The organism is Vibrio anguillarum, from assembly GCF_003390515.1.
Taxonomy (GTDB): Bacteria; Pseudomonadota; Gammaproteobacteria; order Enterobacterales; family Vibrionaceae; genus Vibrio; species Vibrio anguillarum.
Window position 1 is genome coordinate 1,114,461 of the sequence record NZ_CP031479.1, and the last position, 18,546, is coordinate 1,133,006.

Sequence of the window (18,546 nt, forward strand, 5' to 3'; positions counted from 1 at the left end):
AGCACTTATATACAATTAACGTATTGATAGGCCGATGTCTCATCGGCCTTTATACATGGAAATAAATAATGATAAGCCGCCTATCCCGACTGATATGCCCTATGCTGTTCTTTTTCGTATTATCAGGGTGTGCAAGCGCTCCGGATTCAACGTCAGCCGAATCAAATCAAACGCAGTCGGGCGATCCTTTTGAGGTTTTTAACCGATCAATGTGGACAATCAACTACGATTATATCGATCCATACTTGGTTCGCCCTGTTGCGATTGCCTACGTGGATTACATTCCACACCCCATTAGAAAAACGATCGCCAATGTTCTGTCAAACCTTGATGAACCTTCAAGCATTATCAACAACATATTGATGGGTAATGGTACGAAAGCCGTTGACCACTTTAACCGCTTTTGGATTAATAGCACCTTAGGCCTGTTTGGGATGATTGATATTGCGTCAGAAGCGGGCATCACCAAACACAATGAAAAAGCGTTTAGTGATGCGGTAGGCCATTATGGTGTTGGTAATGGTCCATATTTAATGATTCCTGGATACGGACCCTACACGATTCGAGAAACCACAGATGTTGTGGATGGCTTGTATGTACCACTTTCTTATCTCAATGTCTGGGCTGGCCTAGGCAAATGGGCTCTGGAAGGATTGGAGACCCGAGCAAGGCTCGTTCCCCAAGAAGTGACGTTGGAAAACTCCCCAGATCCATACTCATTAACTCGCGATGTTTATTTACAACGCCAAGATTTTAAAGCAGAAATTGATACCCAAACGTATGATGAATCGGAAGAAGAGTATCTCGACGATTATCTGGAAGAAGGGTTTTAATCATACCCATGTAGGTCGGCCTTGTACTGCTAGCTAGGCCGACATCACACGTCCGCTAAAGTATTCGTTAGCGACGATGTATTCCGTATTGCGGATCAATTCATCTTGCAGCTCAGCCCAATGGGGCTTCTCATCTACATCACCTTTTGCGCTAGGCACTACGCCTCCGACCCTTATGTTGAAAGGGGTTAGTTCTTTTGCCCAACTCTGCGTGAAACCAGAAACCATAGAATTCGCATTTTCAATTCCCGCTAGGTCATACTCATCATTTTGAGAAATGACGTTCACAATCACACCTGGTTTGTTGTTAATACGCATTCGCTCAGCACTTGCTTGACCAAAAGTGAATAAAGTTGAGGCCATCATGGCGAGCTTCTGAAGAAAGACTTCAGCTCGTTGTTCACCTATCAAGGGGGGGAGGGATGCATTTGGCCAATTATTGACCAGTACATCCGGTGCCCCATGATAGGTTTGATCAATAAAATCGAACAGCCGATGGATCGTTTCTAAAGAGTAATCTGGTGTGTGGTAATAATGAACATCCTGAGAGATCGCTTTGCAACGAGCAAAGGTTTCCATTAATCCAAATTTGTCTTGGTCACACAAAATAATTTTTGCACCTAAATGTGCGAAATGAACGGCCAGCGTGCTACCAAGCATCGAACTTGCTGAAGTGATTAATATTATTGCACTTTTTATATCCATTGGGTGCCTCACCCTATTGTTTGTTTTATTGTTGTAGCGGGATTTAGTCTCAATAGGATGGTTGATTAACTGTGGGTAGGGTGTGAATAACATCAAATTACTCAGCCTAAGCGAGCGTGGTATGTGTTTTTTTTGGTCATACTCACATTCTGATCTAGAGAATGTCGTTTTGTGTTACATACAAGACATCAAACTTGGGTGCGGATCTGATCTCGCCGGTGGGCAACGGTGAGTTGAACCGACAGATCGGCAACTAAGAGCTCAACGTTTGAGGGGGAGGCAAGATGCCTTCGCTCATGTCCTGACAGATTAAGATATACCTCTTCGGGTAAATCATGCGTATCTTCAGGCAAATAGGCGAGTACTTCAGGAGTCAAGTAGTGGCTGAGTTTCGCACTGGCGAGCCCTCCGTGATGGAAAAGCTCGGCCTGTTTTGCTGAAACAGCGTAAGAGCTTTGGTCGGAACGCAGTGCTTGAGGATCCGTAAGCTCAAATCGCTTACGTAACAATTCATCGCTAGTGGGTGGGTTTTCAATACGTTCAACAGGAGTGTTGTCGCGTACATCGTTAGAAAACATCGACAGTATGAGTGCAAAGTCCGCACGGCGTCCTTGCTGAACAGCATGGCTTAGCCCCGAGCCAAATTGAAGCTCGTTTATAATACTGGCTTTATCTAATGTATGTACTTGCATTTGCCTCTCCAACCGATGCACTTTTAGCGGCGAGAAAGCAGATAACTTTAGATAAAATAACAAAAAAGCCTGCGATAAAGCAGGCTTTTCATATGACTAAATACCAATCCAAGGGGAAAAGGTTATTTTGCTAGGTTTTCTGCAACGAATGCCCAGTTAACCAGTGCCCAGAAACCATTCATGTAGTCAGGGCGTAGGTTACGGTAATCGATGTAGTAAGCGTGTTCCCACAGATCAACCGTCAGTAGCGGAGTCACACCTTCGTGAGTCAGTGGTGTGGCTGCATTTGAAGTGTTGATGATCTCTAAAGAGCCATCCGCATTTTTCACCAACCAAGTCCAAGATGAACCAAAGTTATTGATCGCTGAGTCAGTGAATTTTGCTTTAAAAGCTTCAAAAGAACCAAATGCGGCGTTGATTGCGTCTGCAACGGCACCTGTTGGTTCGCCACCTGCATTTGGTGCAAGGCAGTGCCAATAGAAGGTGTGGTTCCAAATTTGAGCGGCGTTATTAAACACGCCACCAGTTGAAGTTTTGATGATCTCTTCGAGAGATTTACCTTCAAATTCAGTGCCAGGAATAAGGCCGTTAAGCTTCACAACGTAAGTGTTGTGGTGCTTACCGTGGTGGAAATCTAGTGTTTCGGCTGAAATGTGTGGTTCTAGAGCGTCTTTAGCGTAAGGCAAAGCTGGTAATTCGAATGACATTGCTCGATTCTCCGTTGTGTAGAAAGAGTGAAAGTCTCTTTCAGTAGCTTCCAGATATTATAATGATATTCGTCGATACGACTGACTTGAAGGTATTTTAGCAAGTTTTTACTTTATTAAAAGTCCTAATATTGAAAATTGTTGTATAGGCAGGATATCCATAAATAATATGTGCTTTTTATTCTCTATTAATGATTTAGAATGTCAGTAACAAACCGCACTATCCCATTAAGAGGAAGCAATGGAAACTATTGATAAAATTAAACAGCAACTTGAAGAAAATGCCATTCTGCTATATATGAAAGGCTCTCCTAAGCTACCAAGTTGCGGATTCTCTTCTCAAGCTGCGCAGGCTTTGATGGCTTGTGGTGAGAAATTTGCTTATGTGGATATTCTGCAAAACCCAGATATCCGCGCTGAGCTGCCTGTATACGCACAGTGGCCTACTTTTCCACAATTGTGGATTGAAGGTGAGTTGATTGGCGGTTGTGACATCATTATCGAAATGTTCCAAAAAGGCGAACTGCAACCTTTAGTGAAAGAAGCCGCTGCACGTGCAGGCAATGAAGAGTAATACTGTATAAAATAACAGTTTTTCTTGATTTATTAAGGTCACATTGGTTAATGTGGCCTTATTTTTTTGCGTTGATTTGAGTTTATGACCCGTTTATTCATTGCTGAAAAGCCCAGCTTAGGGCGCGCTATAGCCGATGCTCTGCCGAAACCACACAAGAAAGATCAAGGTTTCATTCGTTGTGCGAATGGCGACATCGTTACTTGGTGTATTGGGCATTTACTCGAGCAAGTTGAGCCGGATGTTTATGATGAACGCTATAAAAAGTGGAATTTACTCGACTTACCTATCATTCCTTCACAGTGGCAGCTTAGACCGCGCAAAACATCGAGCAAACAGTTGACTGTGATTCGTCAGCTTTTGAAAGAAGCATCGCAAATTATCCATGCAGGAGACCCGGATCGCGAAGGGCAACTATTAGTTGATGAAGTGATTGATTATTGCAAAGTAAGCCAAAGTAAAAAAGAGCAAGCATTGCGGCTACTGATCAGCGATTTAAACCTTCCAGCCGTGCAGCGTGCACTGAAACAGATGCGCAGTAACCGCGAATTCATCCCTTTATCGGTTTCAGCGCTCGCGCGTTCAAGAGCCGATTGGTTGTATGGCATGAATATGTCACGGGCTTATACTTTGCTGGGGCAGAAAGCGGGCTATCAAGGTGTCTTGTCGGTTGGACGGGTACAAACTCCTATTCTAGGGCTTGTGGTACGTCGGGATGAGGAGATAGAAAACTTCATCCCGCGAGACTATTTTACATTACATGCGTTAATCCCTTATCAAACTGATCAAGTGGCGTTTGATATCCGTGCGCGCTGGAAACCCAGCGATGCTTGTCAGCCGTGGCAAGATGAAGAAGGGCGAGTCTTAAACCGCAAGTTGGTGGAAAATGTCGCACAGCGCATCGCAGGGCAACCCGCCACAGTGATTGAAGCCGAACAAAAGCAAACTAAGCAAGCCGCGCCGTTACCTTATTCCTTATCTGCACTGCAAATTGATGCAGCGAAGCGCTTTGCAATGAGCGCCCAGCAAGTGTTAGACACTTGCCAATCTCTGTATGAGAAGCATAAATTAATCACCTATCCGCGCTCAGATTGTCGTTACTTACCACAAGAACATTACGCTCAAGCTTCGTCAGTAACTCAAGCTATCGCGTGCAACGCCAAAGAGTTGTTAACGGCGGTCAGTGGCGCAAACTTAGCTCTTAAATCCAAAGCATGGAACGATAAGAAAGTGGACGCGCACCATGCCATTATTCCCACACCAAAGCAGGCATCCGTCAATGCCTTGTCGGGAAATGAGATGAAAATATACCAATTGATTGCGCGTCAATACTTGATGCAATTTTATCCCGCCGCCGTGTACGCGGAAGCCAAGCTGGTGTTTGATATTGCGGGTGGCTTTTTTGTTGCGTCAGGGCGACAACTGGTTGACACCGGTTGGAAGAGTTTGTTGGGCAAAGTCGATGAAGAAGAGAACGGAGTCGATACCGTTCCACCACTGAGTAAAGGGACGGTGCTGACGTGTCGAGAAGGGGAGATTCACGATCGAAAAACCGAGCCTCCTCGTCATTTTACTGAAGCGACTTTGCTACAAGCGATGACGGGAATTGCTCGCTATGTTGAAGATAAAGAGCTGAAAAAAATCTTACGTGAAACCGATGGTTTGGGTACGGAAGCGACGCGAGCGGGGATCCTTGACACTTTATTCAAGCGGCAACTCTTAACACGTCAAGGTAAACTGATTCTAAGCTCGTCAGCGGGAAGGGGTTTAATTCATGCGCTGCCAAATGAATCAACTTATCCTGATATGACCGCCCATTGGGAGCATCAATTGCAAGCGATGGCTGAACGTGGGCAAGCGTATCAACCCTTTATGCAAGTGCTGCAAGAGCGCATTATTCAGATCATGGAACAGGCGAAATCGGGCGCAGTGCCAGAGTCGCTTCGCTCATTGCCCAAAGTGGAGCGCCCTGCATTCAAACGAAAGATACTTAAATCCAGCAAAACCACGCGTTATCAACGTAATTCGGCTCAATAAAATGACATCAAAGAATCGGTCGCTAAGTAAGCTGAGGCCTGCGAATTAGGTAAGATATTCACCGACCTGACGAGCTAATTATCACATTTTCGATAAAAAAGGCTGGTATCCCAATCGGTTACATTGTCAGTCACTTTGCCGACAAGTGGCAGTAAACGCCACGCCTCGCGCTCTTGAAAAGGGTGGCTTGTTATCACGGCAAAACCAGCAATACAGCATCTTCCACCTTTAGAACGGATAAACTGGGCAATCGAGCTGACCGCTTCTTCACTGTAGGATTCAATCTTATAGAGATGGCTCATACACTTCTCCTCTCTAACCATGCCATTAATTACGACATAACCGTTGAATAATGGGAAGCATATTTGATGCCAGTTTCTAAAAAATACACCTTTGGTATGTGATGAATGGAGAGGGTACTTATCTAATGAATGGCAACTGGTGCGTGGAATAAAATATCAGTATGAGAAAATGATGTTAATCAGATACGAAAAAGCCGCTGTAAAAACAGCGGCTTTTCTTAAAAATGGCGGAGAGATAGGGATTTGAACCCTAGGATAGCTATTAACCATCGCCGGTTTTCAAGACCGGTGCTTTAAACCACTCAGCCATCTCTCCGTGTGGTGCGCATAATAGCGAGGCAATTTTACTTTGTAAAGTCTTGAGCTGATCGTTTGCTGGTTTTGTATACAATTGACGATAATTTTCCACTAATAGCTTGATTCTTAGCGCCTTGTTGGAGAAAAAACGTACATTAATGCGTACTTCGTTATGGCGCATTTTTGATTTGGTTGCTGGCTTAACGGTGAATTCTTACGATGTTTATACAGAAAGTCGTATTGAAGCGGGGTAATCGATTATGTATTAGCAACGGTTTACCAAGAGCCTGATGCTCTCTTGTAGTATCAGGCTACCAGAGTTTCATAAATGGAATGTTATTTCTTTTTTATGCTTTTATGTTCATATAATGCTTAAACCTCTGGGAATGACGGGTAACAAGCTAAAACTGGCAGGGAAATGGTACTAAACCTGAACCATAGCCAAAAGATGGCTTTCTTGACCCTGCGCAAGGTGAGGAGTAATTTGCAGCTTCCTGTGTTTAAGGCACTGCTTCCATTTCCAATCATTAAGTACAGAGTGTTTGCAGGAGTTTATCTTGCACTCACCTATGCTGATGATTGAAATCAGTCAATAAAAAGAACCATGCTAGAAGAAACGACAACCAATGACCCTCATGATGCTCAACCTGAGGGGACTGAACGCATTTATCGCCAACGTTTTGATTCCAAAATAGGGTTTCAAAATGAATACGATATTCTTGCTATTGAAGAGCCTTTACAAATCAGTTTGCAATGGAATGATACGGTTACTAACAAGCTGCATATCGAAGAGTGGAGCATGACAATGCGAACGCCCGGTGACGATGCTCATCTCATCGGTGGCTTACTTTACACGCAGCAAGTGATCGATTCATATGACCATATACTCAATATGGAATTGGTTGACGACGAATCACGCCATGGCCAGAATCACTGGTTGGTCACGCTCAATCATCCATGCACTGATGTGATTCAGCATCAGGCCCGTCGTTATATGAGCCAGTCGAGCTGTGGCATTTGCGGTATGACATCCATCCGAGCCTTGAGTTTGAGGCGAGAAATTCGTGTTGATGATAGCCCGAAATGGCTCTCTTCTGATGTTGTTATTGCGCTTCCTAATCTGCTTCTTGTTCATCAACCACTGTTTGCAAAAACGGGGGCGGTGCATGGTGCGGGTTACTTCGTGAATGGCGAGTTGATTGCCGTTGCCGAAGATGTGGGCCGCCATAACGCAGTGGATAAGTTGATTGGTCGAATTTTGAGTGAGCAACGTTGGCACCCGCAAGGGGTATTGATTCTTAGTGGCCGAGTGAGTTTTGAGTTAATGCAAAAAGCGGCCATTGCTGGCATTTCAGTGGTGGTGGCTGTTGGTGCGCCATCACGTTTAGCGCTCGATATGGCGCGTCAGTTCGATATGACACTGATTGGTTTTATCAAAAAAAATCAGTTCAATATATACCATGGTCATGCACGTTTGCAGTCAGTGAAAGAGTGAGAAGAAGAATATGAGTATTAAACAATATACCGGTTCGGCTGGTGGTTGGGGAGCGCTAAAAAGCACCGCGCATCATCTATTGAAAAGTCATAATGTTGCCAAAAATATTTCCAATCTTTTAAAAACCAACCAAGACCATGGTTTTGACTGTCCGGGCTGTGCTTGGGGTGAAAAACATGTCCCAGGGCGTTTTCGTTTTTGCGAAAATGGCGCTAAGGCCGTCAACTGGGAAGCCACTTCTCGACGCGTTGGGGCGGATTTCTTTAAGCAATATTCGGTCACTTGGCTCAATAAGCAGAGTGACTATTTTCTCGAATCTCAAGGGCGTTTAGCGGAACCAATGCGCTATAACGCTCAAACGGATCACTATGAGCCAATCAGCTGGGATGAGGCGTTTGCACTGGTTGCACAACACCTCAATCAACTCGCTAGTCCAAATCAGGCGGAATTTTATACATCAGGCCGCGCGAGTAATGAAGCTGCATTTCTATACCAGTTGTTTGCGCGCCGGTTTGGTACCAATAATTTTCCTGATTGCTCAAACATGTGCCATGAAGCGACGAGCGTCGCCTTGGTTCGCTCGATTGGCATTGGTAAGGGAACTGTGACTATTGAGGATTTTGAAGAATCCGATGCGATTCTTTTATTTGGACAAAACCCAGGAACGAATCACCCTCGTATGTTGGAAACACTGGCGTCAGCCTATAAGCGTGGCGCTCGGGTTGTTGCGTTTAATAATTTAAAAGAGCGAGGATTGGAGCGTTTTACTAACCCGCAAAATCCTTTTGAAATGTTAAGCAATGGTTCAACACCGACCACTAGCCATTATTTCACTCCTAAATTAGGCGGAGACATGGCGGCGGTTCGTGGCTTGGTGAAAATTCTTCTTGCTCGTCATCAGCAAGCACAGGCCTGCGGTGAATCGATATTCGATCTTGATTTCATTGCCCAGCATACCGAAGGGATGGAGTCTTATTTAGCCATGGTGCAGGCTACGTCGTGGTCAAGTATTATTGAACAATCTGGGCTCACGCAACAAGAGCTAGAGCTGGTGGCAGATATTTACCAAGGCGCTAAACGCGTGATCGTAACTTGGGCAATGGGGGTGACTCAGCATAAGCATTCAGTGGCAACCATACAAGAGTTGGTCAATCTACAATTACTGTTTGGCCAAATTGGTAAGGATGGTTCTGGGGTATGTCCTGTCCGTGGCCACTCAAATGTGCAAGGTGACCGCACGGTTGGAATTAATGAAAAACCGCCTGAATTTCTACTCGACAATATTGAAAAAGTACTGGGCTTTACGCCACCAAAAGCGCATGGCCATAATGTAGTTAATGCTATTGAGGCGATGCTACGGGGTGAAAGTAGAGTCTTTATCGGTTTAGGAGGAAACCTCGTTGCTGCTGCGCCCGATACCGAGCGTGTCGCACAAGCAATGAAAAACTGTAATTTGACCGTAAACATTGCGACTAAACTGAATCGGAGTCATGTCAACCCGGGCAAGGATGCGTTGATCCTGCCTTGTTTAGGTCGGACAGATATTGATATTCAGGCTCAGGGGCCACAGAAAATTACCGTTGAAGACTCATTCTCCATGGTTCATGCTTCTTCTGGGCGAATTGATGTTACAGGAGAGATGATGCGCTCAGAGCCTGCCATTATCGCAGGAATGGCAAAAGCGACCTTAGGGGAGGGAAATCCAATCGATTGGCAATCCATGGCCGATAATTACGATAACATTCGAGATTTGATTGAAAAGATTATCCCAGGATTTGCCAATTTTAATCAGCGGCTCAAAGGGCCTGGCGGTTTTTATCTTGGTAATTCAGCGCGTGAATTTAATTGGAAAACGCCCACAGGAAAAGCGCAGATAAGCAGTAATGCACTTCCTGAATCTATCGTTCCGCTTAAAACTCAGCAGATGACCAAGAAACCGATTTTTGTGTTGCAGACGATGCGTTCGCACGATCAGTACAACACCACGGTTTACGGTTTGGATGATCGTTACCGAGGTGTATTTGGCGAACGTAATGTCATCTTCATGAATGAAAAAGATATTGAGCAGCTGCAATTAAAAGCGGGTGAACGAGTCGATATTGAGACACTGTGGGATGATGGTATTAAACGTGAAATTTTGGGCTTCAAAGTGGTCGCCTATGTAATTCCTCAAGGGAATGTAGCGGCCTATTTCCCTGAGGCAAATGCACTCATTCCATTGAGCAGTAAAGGCGACTTTAGTGATACCCCGACATCAAAATCTATTGCCGTTGTTATTCACCCAACCAAAGTTGCACCACCGTTAGTTCAAACAGACTAAAAAATCAGATACTAAAGCAAAAAAGAGAGCCGAAGCTCTCTTTTTTTAGGTGTATGGTCGGACTGAGAGGATTTGAACCTCCGACCCCCGACACCCCATGACGGTGCGCTACCAAGCTGCGCTACAGTCCGATTGGCGTAATCTAATCATTTATCCCTTTAGCGTCAAGAGATAATCTTGCTAACGACCTGATTTAATTATCTTTGGCGTAAAATCTCTGCAATTCAGTTAAGCCTTGCATCAGTACTGGTAACGCTGGGCTAGAGTCTTTCTGACGTTGATAGTTTTCATCAAACAGCTTGAAGTTGCCAAATTTATCAATGAGAGTCGTTTGGGTATCGGTAATCAAGGCTAATTCACGGGCATCACCGGCTAAAATCCACTTCCTTTTGTTTTCATCAAACAAGTTTCTACCACTGCTAAATTCAATAGGGTTGGATGAAGCACCTAACAGATCCTGTAAAAGCGTGACTGAAAAATCTAAGTGACTTGAACGGTGTGAGTATTCCCCTGCCATTTTTCCAGGCCAATGGATGATCATCGGCACTTGTAACTGGTATCGGCTGTAATTGCTGTTAGCACCCCAGCTGTTGGTTTTTGTCTCGTTAAACTCCGCGCCATGATTTGAGGTGATCACAATCAGCGTATTGTCTTGCAATTGTAATTCGTCAATCTTAGTGAGCAGCAGGCCTATTTCTTGGTCGGCTGCATTGACCGAGTTATTGTAACCAGCACGCAGGCGATCGCTGGCACTACCTTTACTTGACCGAGGGTCAAAGTCATTAAAGTTGTCAACGGTCGTCAACTCCAAATAGCTGAACCAGGGTTGTTCGGTTTGCTCGGATACCCATTTATGCCAGCGTTGTATAGTTTGGTTATCTGTGCTCGATTCTTGATCAAAAGGAGCTTTAGAGACCGTTAAAGTGCGGAAAATCGTCTCTTCGTATAAGGTGTCGTCAAAATTATCGCCACTAAAGAGGCCAAACTGATAATTCTGTTTTTTCAATACATCTATCAGTATCGGAGGGGTACCTTGTGAACGAATGGCGTTGGCATAACTGCTTGGCAATCCATAAAATAAGCCAAAGATCCCAAACATGTCATTACTCGAGCTGTAATGATTATTAAACTTCAAATTTTCTGTCGCAAATTGGTAAGTGTTGGGCATGATTTCAGCTGTCAGCACATCACTTCTTAAATTATTGACACTCACTAGCAAAATATTGAGATTATTTGCTCTGCGGCCAAATTGAAGAGGCTCAAGAGGATAACGAACAATGTTAAGGTTCTCTTCATTATCCTTCAAACGCTTTAAGTACACATCACGATCAAATAGACCGTGTTTTTCCATGAACGATTTTGCCGTCATTGGATACGAGAGCGGGAAGTTTGATTTTTGGCTGGTCACTGATGTTTCTAAATACGCATCAGACCAAACGTAAATAAGGTGGCTGGTAATAAAACTAATGAAAAATACCGCCGCGATGGGCCGGCCAACGTGTTTATGCGATAGTTTTCGCTGCTTACGCCAAACCCACTCCGAAAGCCCAAGTTGTAAGAGGAAAATGAGCGGCATGACCACAAACAGATGCTGTAAGTCGGCGGTGATAGCGCTGGTCTCATCGCTAAAAAGCAGTTCCCATACAATCGGTGTTAAGTGCAGGTTGATTGCTTGATAAGCTTGGGTATCGATTAATAAGAGTGTGAGTCCTAACGTTGCAAAACAGACCGCCACGAAGCGAAATAGTTTGCGCGACGGAATGATGAATGTCAGAGGGAATAAAACCAGCAGATAGAGTGCAAAGACCAAAAATCCAAAATGGCCGACCCAAGACACAGCTAAATAAAACTGCCCCAACAAGGTTTCAGGCCATGGTGATTGTACGATATATCGAGTACCAATAAGCATTGCTGCAATGATATTGAAGAAAGCAAACCAATGCCCCCAACCAACCAACCGTGATACGCGTTCACCGTATGTATTTTCGCTATCTGCCATGTGATTTTCTATCTATGCATTCTATTAGTGAGTAGTAGTTTCTAAAGACGACATCAATGCCTGAGCAAATTTTTCCGCAATCGCCTTACGCTGTGAAGCGGCAACGTTTTGGTTTAAGACATTCGTTGCAATGTTTCCCGCAATCATGAGAGTAAGCTCAGGGGAAGCACTATGTTTAGCGAGGATGGCAGCAACTTCTGTCAGGATATTTTCAATTCTTTCGTCGCTGTATTTAGATGTAATAGGCATAAAGACTCTAATGATGATAGTAAAAGCGGCTTATGATAACCTACAATGCCTTACAACTGAAACCAGAACGATGATAATTTCACTATGAGTCTTCACCTTTCCAACGTGATTTTGCACCAATTAAGCAAAAACGAGCAAGATGAGTTGGTGGTTAAATACCGCTCTCAATCTTTAGATAATGATACGTCTGCCGAAAATTTAGTGGCTGAGTTGCATCGCGTGTTTAATTCGAAAGCGAGCAAAGGTTTTGGTTCGTTTAAGTCGGACAGTGATTTTCAAACTTGGTTGCAAGAACTTCGTCAAGGTGAGCGTGATTTTTACGATTTTTCACAAATCAGTGCTCAACGGCTGAAAGATGAATTATCAAAGTATCCGTTTGCTGATGAAGGGATCTTAGTGATGGCCGAATATCAGTCACTGGCTACTGATTACCTATTTATTGGGCTTTTACCTCTCAACCAAAGTTTGAAAGTAACAGAGGGGCTCGACATTAGCGCGACAGATTATCTTGATATCAACAAAATGGATATCGCGGCGCGTCTTGACCTCTCAAGTTTTGAAACGGACAAAAACTCAAACCGTTACCTTGCCTATATCAAAGGTCGCGTTGGTCGAAAAGTGTCGGATTTCTTTCTTGATTTTCTGCAAGCCGATGTCGGGTTAGATACCAAAGTGCAAAATCAAGTACTGATGCAAGCGGTACAGGATTTTTGCACGGATTCTAAGCTAGAAAAAGATGAAGCGATCGGTTACAAGAAGCAGGTTTACGATTACTGCAATGAGCAAATTAAAGCCGGTGAAGAGGTTCATATTCGTGAGTTGTCTGGTGAATTACCTGCTAGCCAAGACGGCACGGGTTTTTTCGAATATACGCAGGCACATGGCTATGAACTGGAAGAGAGCTTTCCTGGTGATCGTTCTACCGTGCGTAAACTGACCAAGTTTGTCGGTGCAGGGGGCGGTTTGAATGTGAGCTTTGATAGCTTGTTATTGGGAGAGCGTATTTTTTATGATCCTGAAAGCGACACGTTAACCATCAAAGGCACGCCACCGAATTTAAGAGAACAGTTAACGCGCCAGCGTTAATCGTTTACCACTAAGAGAGCTTGATATGGCTCTCTTTTTTGTCTTTTCTCCCGATGTACAACTCAGCACGGTCCAAACTTTAGGTTTATGCTTGTATTAATTACAAGTACAAATTGGTAATCACAGTGTTTGGGCAAAAGAAATCAAAACGATTCAGCGTGAGATCGTATGGAGTGATTCTGTTTGGTTGGTTAATCTCCGTTGGTCTTGTGTTTTGGCAAAGCCATTTAAGCTACCAAGCCATGCATGCGGTGAAAGAGTTACATTACAGTGTTGAAGAACTTAAAAGTTCACTCTATTTTAAAGAGCCTTATCGTTCGACGCGAGCGAATGATATCGCGCTGAATGTACAGCTACTCTATTCACTTAGGCTACAGCTGGAAGTTGAGCACCGAGATTTTTCATGGCGACCAGATATTCAGCAATTGCTTCATGTGACTGATCGCTATATCACACTGACCAAATCGTATTTGTCGATTGAGCTTAATATTCAACCCTTGGTTGAACGCCTACAAGTGCTGCGCGATAATCCCACTAATTCAGAACAACTCAAGCAAATGTATGTGGTGTTAGGCGCTTATGTATTTGAAGCGATGTTCAGTGACACTGAGCAAAATCCGGGGATCTATCGAGCATTAGATAAACTCTATGTGGATGGGCAATCTTTACCAGCCATTCAGAAAAAAGAGTTAGAGCAGACATTAGCACAAGCGTCTGATTTACTGAATCAATACGCCCAAGGTGCACGTTTGGTCGACAATTTAATCAATCACTCTATTTACAATCAGCTTATCCATGTTGAAAACCAATACCATCGTCTTTTAAACATCTATGCTTATCTTGTCACGGGGTTAAGTGGTGGTGTTATGCTATTGCTGGGTTGGTTGATGTTTCGGTCATCAGTTTTAACTCGTTCTCATGTTAATAAAGTTCCCAGCGCTGCGAAAGAGGATGCGTCATCTGAGATAAATCCCAGTCGTGTTTTGTCTACAGAAGAACCACAGGTGGAAACATCGGATCTTTCTGATGATTTGGCCATCGATATTGAATCCATGCTCATAACTCTCAATGGCGATGTTGAGTCTGTCACTCTACTGTTGAGCGTATTTATACAAGATCATCAGCATGATGCAACTGAATTGAAAAGATTGGTGCATTCTGATTTGGAGGAGGCGCAGCGCCGAGCACACAGCCTGAAAGGCGTCGCGGGCAATCTTGGTTGCCGTTCACTCAAGCAGATAGCGTCAGAAATAGAGTTGCGACTTAGTCAGAAGCAACGACCTACGGAGAAGCAATTGGGGTTATTAACAACGCAATTAGCGGCCGCTATAGCCAGTGCGCAACACTACCTTGATCAAAGAAAACGATAAGCCAGTTCTATCGTATCAGCTTTAAATGGTGATTCTGCTTGTAGTAAAAAAGAGCTCAGTTGAGCTCTTTTTAATGGTTTTTTAGTTCAATGACCTTTGCAATACTCTGCTAGGCTGACTGTTGGTTGAGAACCGGTGCTTGTTCAGCACTGTCTGCTGGTGCAGTAGGTTCACATTTATCAACAAACCAACCCATGTAAGAGGTAAAAATGGTCACCAAAATACAGACAAAGCTTAGCCACATAAAGGGGGCATATGAGAGCGTTGCAACGCCTAGAATGCTCGCCATGTAGATGCCATTATCGCTCCATGGCACCATACCGGAGGTGAGCGTGCCACCAAATTCAGCGTTACGTGATAGGTTCTTACGCTGATAGCCTAAACGGTCATAGTTCTTGGCACAGATTTTAGGGGTCAGGATGAGTGATACATACATAGCTGAGCCAAAAACGTTGCCCATAAATGCAGTACCAATGGTACTGGTAGCCAGTGAACCTGCGCTTGTCACGCGGCGCTCAAATAGTTTTGCGATGGTTTCAAGCACACCCACTTTATCTAGCAATCCACCAAACCCGAGACCAAAGACAATCACGGCTACAGAACCAAGCATAGAGGACATGCCGCCTCGGTTTAAGATTGAGTCAATGAAGCCAACGCCAGATTCAATATTGTAAGGTGCCCATGCGGTATTGAAAGCTTGCAAGAAGTCTACGTCTTGGATCATCACAGCCCAAATGATGCCCAGCAATGAACCAAAGCTAATTACAGGAAACGAAGGCATTCTCATCGCAAGCAAGCCGAGTACAATCAGCACTGGCACAAAAGAGTATGGGGTAATGTAAAACTGCTGTTCCATCGCCTCAATCACGCTTTGTACTTGAGACATGTCTACGTTACCCGCATAGTGGAAACCAAATAAGGTAAACATGATACCCGTGATCACGTAGCTGATAAGCGCTATCGGCAGCATACCTTTAATGTGCTCCATCACTTCAACGTTAGACATCGAAGACGCCAGAATAACGGAATCAGATAATGGCGACATTTTGTCACCAAAGTAACAACCTGAAAGTACTGCGCCAGCGGTGATTGGTGCTGGAACGCCAAGACCCTGACCAATCCCCATCATGGCAATCCCCGCGGTACCAGCTGCACCCCATGAGGTTCCAGTTGCTAAAGCGGTGAGAGAGCAGATGATCATCGTTGCAAGAAGGAAAATAGAAGGATGGATTGCTTGAAGACCGTAGTAAATGATGGTCGGCACGATCCCGCCAGAGATCCAAGTACCAACTAATGCGCCAACAGCTAAAAGTATCAACACGGCACCTAAACCATTAGAAATACCATTCAGTGCTGCTTTTTCTAATTCTTTATATTGGTGACCTAAACGAACACCGAGCACAATAATGATGAACCAGCCAATGTATAAGGCCAGTTGGATAGGGAGATCGAGTTGAGCTGTAAACGAAAACGCGAGTAACAAAAACAAGCCTAGAGCAATAATTACTTGAATTAAGCTAGGTAGGCGTTGAGGGGCTTGCGTCATAAAAGAGCCTCTTGTCAGATTTATGATCTAAGGACAGAACGGTGCCCTTATTGAGTTCGATCGCACTTTACAATAGTTAGCATAATATATCGACATCAAACACCTCGGATGTGATTTATGTCGTTCAAGTGGTTAATCTTCGATGTTAAATGTTGATAATAGTTAAATTTAATGGTTATAAATGTTTTGTAGTGTGGGCTTTTTGTGTAACAAGAACGTGATTATTTAGCGTTTCGTTGATTATTGAATGCTGAATCATAGTGCGGTTGAGTGATTTTTAGGCTTAAATGTGTTTTTTACAAAACTGGCTACGCAGAAAGAAAAAGTTACCACTTTTACTAAGAAAGTCTTGAGATTTTATGCTGAACCACTTATAGATGGAGCAATAAATTTTCATTTTAGATACATGGAGAGTGAGCGCGATGAGAGTAGGTTTAGTGGGTTGGCGTGGTATGGTCGGTTCTGTACTGATGCAGCGTATGGTTGAAGAAAATGACTTTGACTTGATCGAACCGGTTTTCTTTAGCACATCTCAAATTGGTATTCCTGCCCCAACGGTGCCTTCTAAGAAAGGCCATCATCATACAGGGTTACTGCAAGATGCTTACGATATTGATAGCCTCAAACAATTAGATGCCATTATCACTTGTCAAGGTGGTAGCTACACTGAAAAAGTGTATCCAGCGCTGCGTCAAGCGGGTTGGAAAGGTTACTGGATTGATGCTGCATCTACCTTACGGATGGATAAACAATCAATCATCACTTTAGATCCGGTCAACTTGACACAAATTCAGCACGGTATCCATTCAGGAACCAATACCTTTGTGGGCGGTAACTGCACAGTCAGTTTAATGCTTATGGCATTAGGCGGCCTTTATGAGAAAGGTTTGGTCGAGTGGATGAGCGCAATGACCTACCAAGCAGCTTCGGGTGCTGGCGCTCAAAATATGCGCGAGTTGATCTCGCAAATGGGAGTAATTAACGATGCGGTGAGCTCTGAATTGGCTAATCCATCGAGCTCAATTCTTGATATTGACAGAAAAGTGGCTGAAACCATGCGATCACCTTCTTTTCCTACCGAGCAGTTTGGTGCACCACTAGCGGGTTCATTAATCCCTTGGATTGACGTCAAACGCGACAATGGTCAAAGCAAAGAAGAGTGGAAAGCGGGCGTTGAAGCTAATAAAATTCTGGGACTTCAATCGTCACCGATTCCGATTGATGGAACCTGTGTTCGTATTGGCGCAATGCGCTGCCACTCACAAGCATTAACCATCAAGCTGAAGAAAAATGTTCCGCTTGATGAAATCGAAGAGATGATCGCTACGCACAATGATTGGGTGAAAGTTATTCCAAACGAGCGCGATATTACCGCACGTGAATTGAGCCCTGCCAAAGTCACTGGTACTTTGTCAGTTCCCGTAGGACGTTTGCGTAAAATGTCTATGGGTGATGATTTCTTAAATGCGTTTACGGTGGGTGACCAATTATTGTGGGGAGCTGCTGAGCCGCTTCGCCGTACTTTGCGGATCATTCTGGCTGAAAAACAGTAAAGATGGATCTCGGTTTAAAACCACTTGAGTAAAAATAAAAAAAAGGGGCGCTTTATGCAAAGCGCCCCTTTTTTTATGCTTTTTGTCTGTAGCAACTGTGACGATGTTAACGCGGTTATGCAAGGCCAGGAAATAAATTTCTGAGCCCATTGGCAATAAACTCAATACCGAGTGCGCCTAGTATCAAACCCATGATCCGCGTAATCACGTTGATACCCGTTTGACCTAAGAAGCGGACAATATAGGGCGCTGAGCGAAACAGCAGCCAAGAGCTTAAACTAAATAACACCACAGTGATTATAATACCCACGGTATCGAACATGCTTGGGTAGCGAGAGCCATACACTATGGTTGAACTGATGGCACCCGGTCCTGCCATTAAAGGCATAGCGAGTGGCACAACTCCAATTTGTTCACGGCTAATGTATTCAGATTTCTCTTGTTTGTTTTGTTTATCTTCACCCAATTTACCGCTCATCATCGAAAACGCGATGCTCAGCAGCAATAGGCCACCAGCTACTCGAAACGAATCTAAAGAGATACTAAACATATCCAGTAACATCTGCCCAGCAAGCAGTGCTGTAATCAAAATTATTGCCACAGCAATATTCGCTGTAGCCGCCGTTTTGTGTTTCTCTTCTTGCGTCATATGCCCAGTGAGAGAGACAAATATTGGCATAATCCCCACGGGGTTCACAGCGGCTACAAGGCCTAAGAAAAACTGCAGGAAAATGGCTAACTCAAAGGTTTGCATGGCATTTATCTCTAATGGATCATTTCG

General features: G+C 44.1%; 16 protein-coding genes and 2 tRNA genes. 8 read left to right on the plus strand and 10 right to left on the minus strand.

The features are described 5' to 3' along the window. Positions 1-68: 68 nt before the first annotated feature. Entirely contained in the window at positions 69-833 is a 765-nt protein-coding gene (locus DD616_RS09250; RefSeq protein ID WP_088732734.1) for an MlaA family lipoprotein, read from the plus strand. A 33-nt stretch (positions 834-866) separates the two neighbouring features. On the opposite strand, the gene DD616_RS09255 is transcribed toward DD616_RS09250, so the two are convergent. From DD616_RS09255 to sodB, 3 genes are all read right to left on the minus strand, one after another. Beyond that, positions 867-1,493, minus strand: coding sequence for an SDR family oxidoreductase (locus DD616_RS09255; RefSeq protein ID WP_370685854.1), 627 nt, complete (start codon positions 1,491-1,493; stop codon positions 867-869). A 233-nt stretch (positions 1,494-1,726) separates the two neighbouring features. Beyond that, complete coding sequence (locus DD616_RS09260) at positions 1,727-2,230, minus strand: VC2046/SO_2500 family protein (RefSeq protein ID WP_208872194.1); 504 nt, start codon at positions 2,228-2,230, stop codon at positions 1,727-1,729. A 122-nt stretch (positions 2,231-2,352) separates the two neighbouring features. Continuing rightward, entirely contained in the window at positions 2,353-2,937 is a 585-nt protein-coding gene (sodB, locus tag DD616_RS09265; protein WP_010318866.1) for a superoxide dismutase [Fe], read from the minus strand. A gap of 241 nt (positions 2,938-3,178) precedes the next feature. On the opposite strand from sodB, the gene DD616_RS09270 reads away from it, so the two are divergent. Together DD616_RS09270 and DD616_RS09275 are read left to right on the plus strand one after the other, a co-directional pair. Beyond that, the gene (locus tag DD616_RS09270; protein ID WP_010318865.1) at positions 3,179-3,511 is read left to right on the plus strand and encodes a Grx4 family monothiol glutaredoxin; all 333 of its coding nucleotides are present in this window, start codon (positions 3,179-3,181) and stop codon (positions 3,509-3,511) included. A gap of 84 nt (positions 3,512-3,595) precedes the next feature. Then, a complete protein-coding gene (locus tag DD616_RS09275) occupies positions 3,596-5,548 on the plus strand; it encodes a DNA topoisomerase III (RefSeq protein WP_208872195.1) in 1,953 nt (650 codons plus the stop codon). Between the two features lie 74 nt (positions 5,549-5,622). Here the strand turns inward: DD616_RS09275 and DD616_RS09280 are convergent, their stop codons facing one another. Further along, complete coding sequence (locus DD616_RS09280) at positions 5,623-5,850, minus strand: hypothetical protein (RefSeq protein ID WP_026028272.1); 228 nt, start codon at positions 5,848-5,850, stop codon at positions 5,623-5,625. 225 nt (positions 5,851-6,075) lie between these two features. Further along, positions 6,076-6,166 (minus strand) — tRNA-Ser (locus DD616_RS09285). A 585-nt stretch (positions 6,167-6,751) separates the two neighbouring features. On the opposite strand from DD616_RS09285, the gene DD616_RS09290 reads away from it, so the two are divergent. Next, positions 6,752-7,642 (plus strand): formate dehydrogenase accessory sulfurtransferase FdhD, encoded by an 891-nt coding sequence (locus DD616_RS09290; protein ID WP_094133610.1) that lies wholly within the window; start codon positions 6,752-6,754, stop codon positions 7,640-7,642. A gap of 10 nt (positions 7,643-7,652) precedes the next feature. Next, complete coding sequence (locus DD616_RS09295) at positions 7,653-9,962, plus strand: FdhF/YdeP family oxidoreductase (RefSeq protein ID WP_208872196.1); 2,310 nt, start codon at positions 7,653-7,655, stop codon at positions 9,960-9,962. Positions 9,963-10,016: 54 nt separating this feature from the next. Here the strand turns inward: DD616_RS09295 and DD616_RS09300 are convergent. The 3 genes from DD616_RS09300 to DD616_RS09310 all read right to left on the minus strand — a co-directional run bounded on the left by DD616_RS09300 (position 10,017) and on the right by DD616_RS09310 (position 12,210). After that, positions 10,017-10,093: transfer RNA gene (locus tag DD616_RS09300), tRNA-Pro, on the minus strand. A gap of 62 nt (positions 10,094-10,155) precedes the next feature. Further along, positions 10,156-11,961 carry a DUF3413 domain-containing protein gene (locus tag DD616_RS09305; RefSeq protein WP_017049110.1) on the minus strand — a complete coding sequence of 602 codons (1,806 nt, stop codon included), beginning with the start codon at positions 11,959-11,961 and terminating at the stop codon, positions 10,156-10,158. 24 nt (positions 11,962-11,985) lie between these two features. After that, positions 11,986-12,210 (minus strand): YejL family protein, encoded by a 225-nt coding sequence (locus DD616_RS09310; protein WP_013856392.1) that lies wholly within the window; start codon positions 12,208-12,210, stop codon positions 11,986-11,988. A gap of 84 nt (positions 12,211-12,294) precedes the next feature. Between DD616_RS09310 and yejK the strand changes: the two genes are divergently transcribed. Both yejK and DD616_RS09320 read left to right on the plus strand, forming a co-directional pair. Beyond that, positions 12,295-13,296, plus strand: a complete 1,002-nt coding sequence (gene yejK, locus DD616_RS09315; RefSeq protein WP_017042553.1) for a nucleoid-associated protein YejK — start codon at positions 12,295-12,297, stop codon at positions 13,294-13,296. Between the two features lie 173 nt (positions 13,297-13,469). Continuing rightward, the gene (locus DD616_RS09320; RefSeq protein ID WP_094133166.1) at positions 13,470-14,666 is read left to right on the plus strand and encodes an Hpt domain-containing protein; all 1,197 of its coding nucleotides are present in this window, start codon (positions 13,470-13,472) and stop codon (positions 14,664-14,666) included. A gap of 109 nt (positions 14,667-14,775) precedes the next feature. On the opposite strand, the gene nhaC is transcribed toward DD616_RS09320, so the two are convergent. After that, complete coding sequence (gene nhaC / locus DD616_RS09325; RefSeq protein WP_017048541.1) at positions 14,776-16,212, minus strand: Na+/H+ antiporter NhaC; 1,437 nt, start codon at positions 16,210-16,212, stop codon at positions 14,776-14,778. Positions 16,213-16,634: 422 nt separating this feature from the next. Here nhaC and asd point away from each other — a divergent pair, with 422 nt between their 5' ends. After that, positions 16,635-17,765 carry an aspartate-semialdehyde dehydrogenase gene (asd, locus tag DD616_RS09330; protein WP_208872197.1) on the plus strand — a complete coding sequence of 377 codons (1,131 nt, stop codon included), beginning with the start codon at positions 16,635-16,637 and terminating at the stop codon, positions 17,763-17,765. A gap of 115 nt (positions 17,766-17,880) precedes the next feature. Here asd and DD616_RS09335 read toward each other — a convergent pair whose 3' ends face one another. Continuing rightward, positions 17,881-18,519, minus strand: a complete 639-nt coding sequence (locus DD616_RS09335; protein ID WP_010318853.1) for a YchE family NAAT transporter — start codon at positions 18,517-18,519, stop codon at positions 17,881-17,883. Between the last annotated feature and the right edge of the window lie 27 nt (positions 18,520-18,546).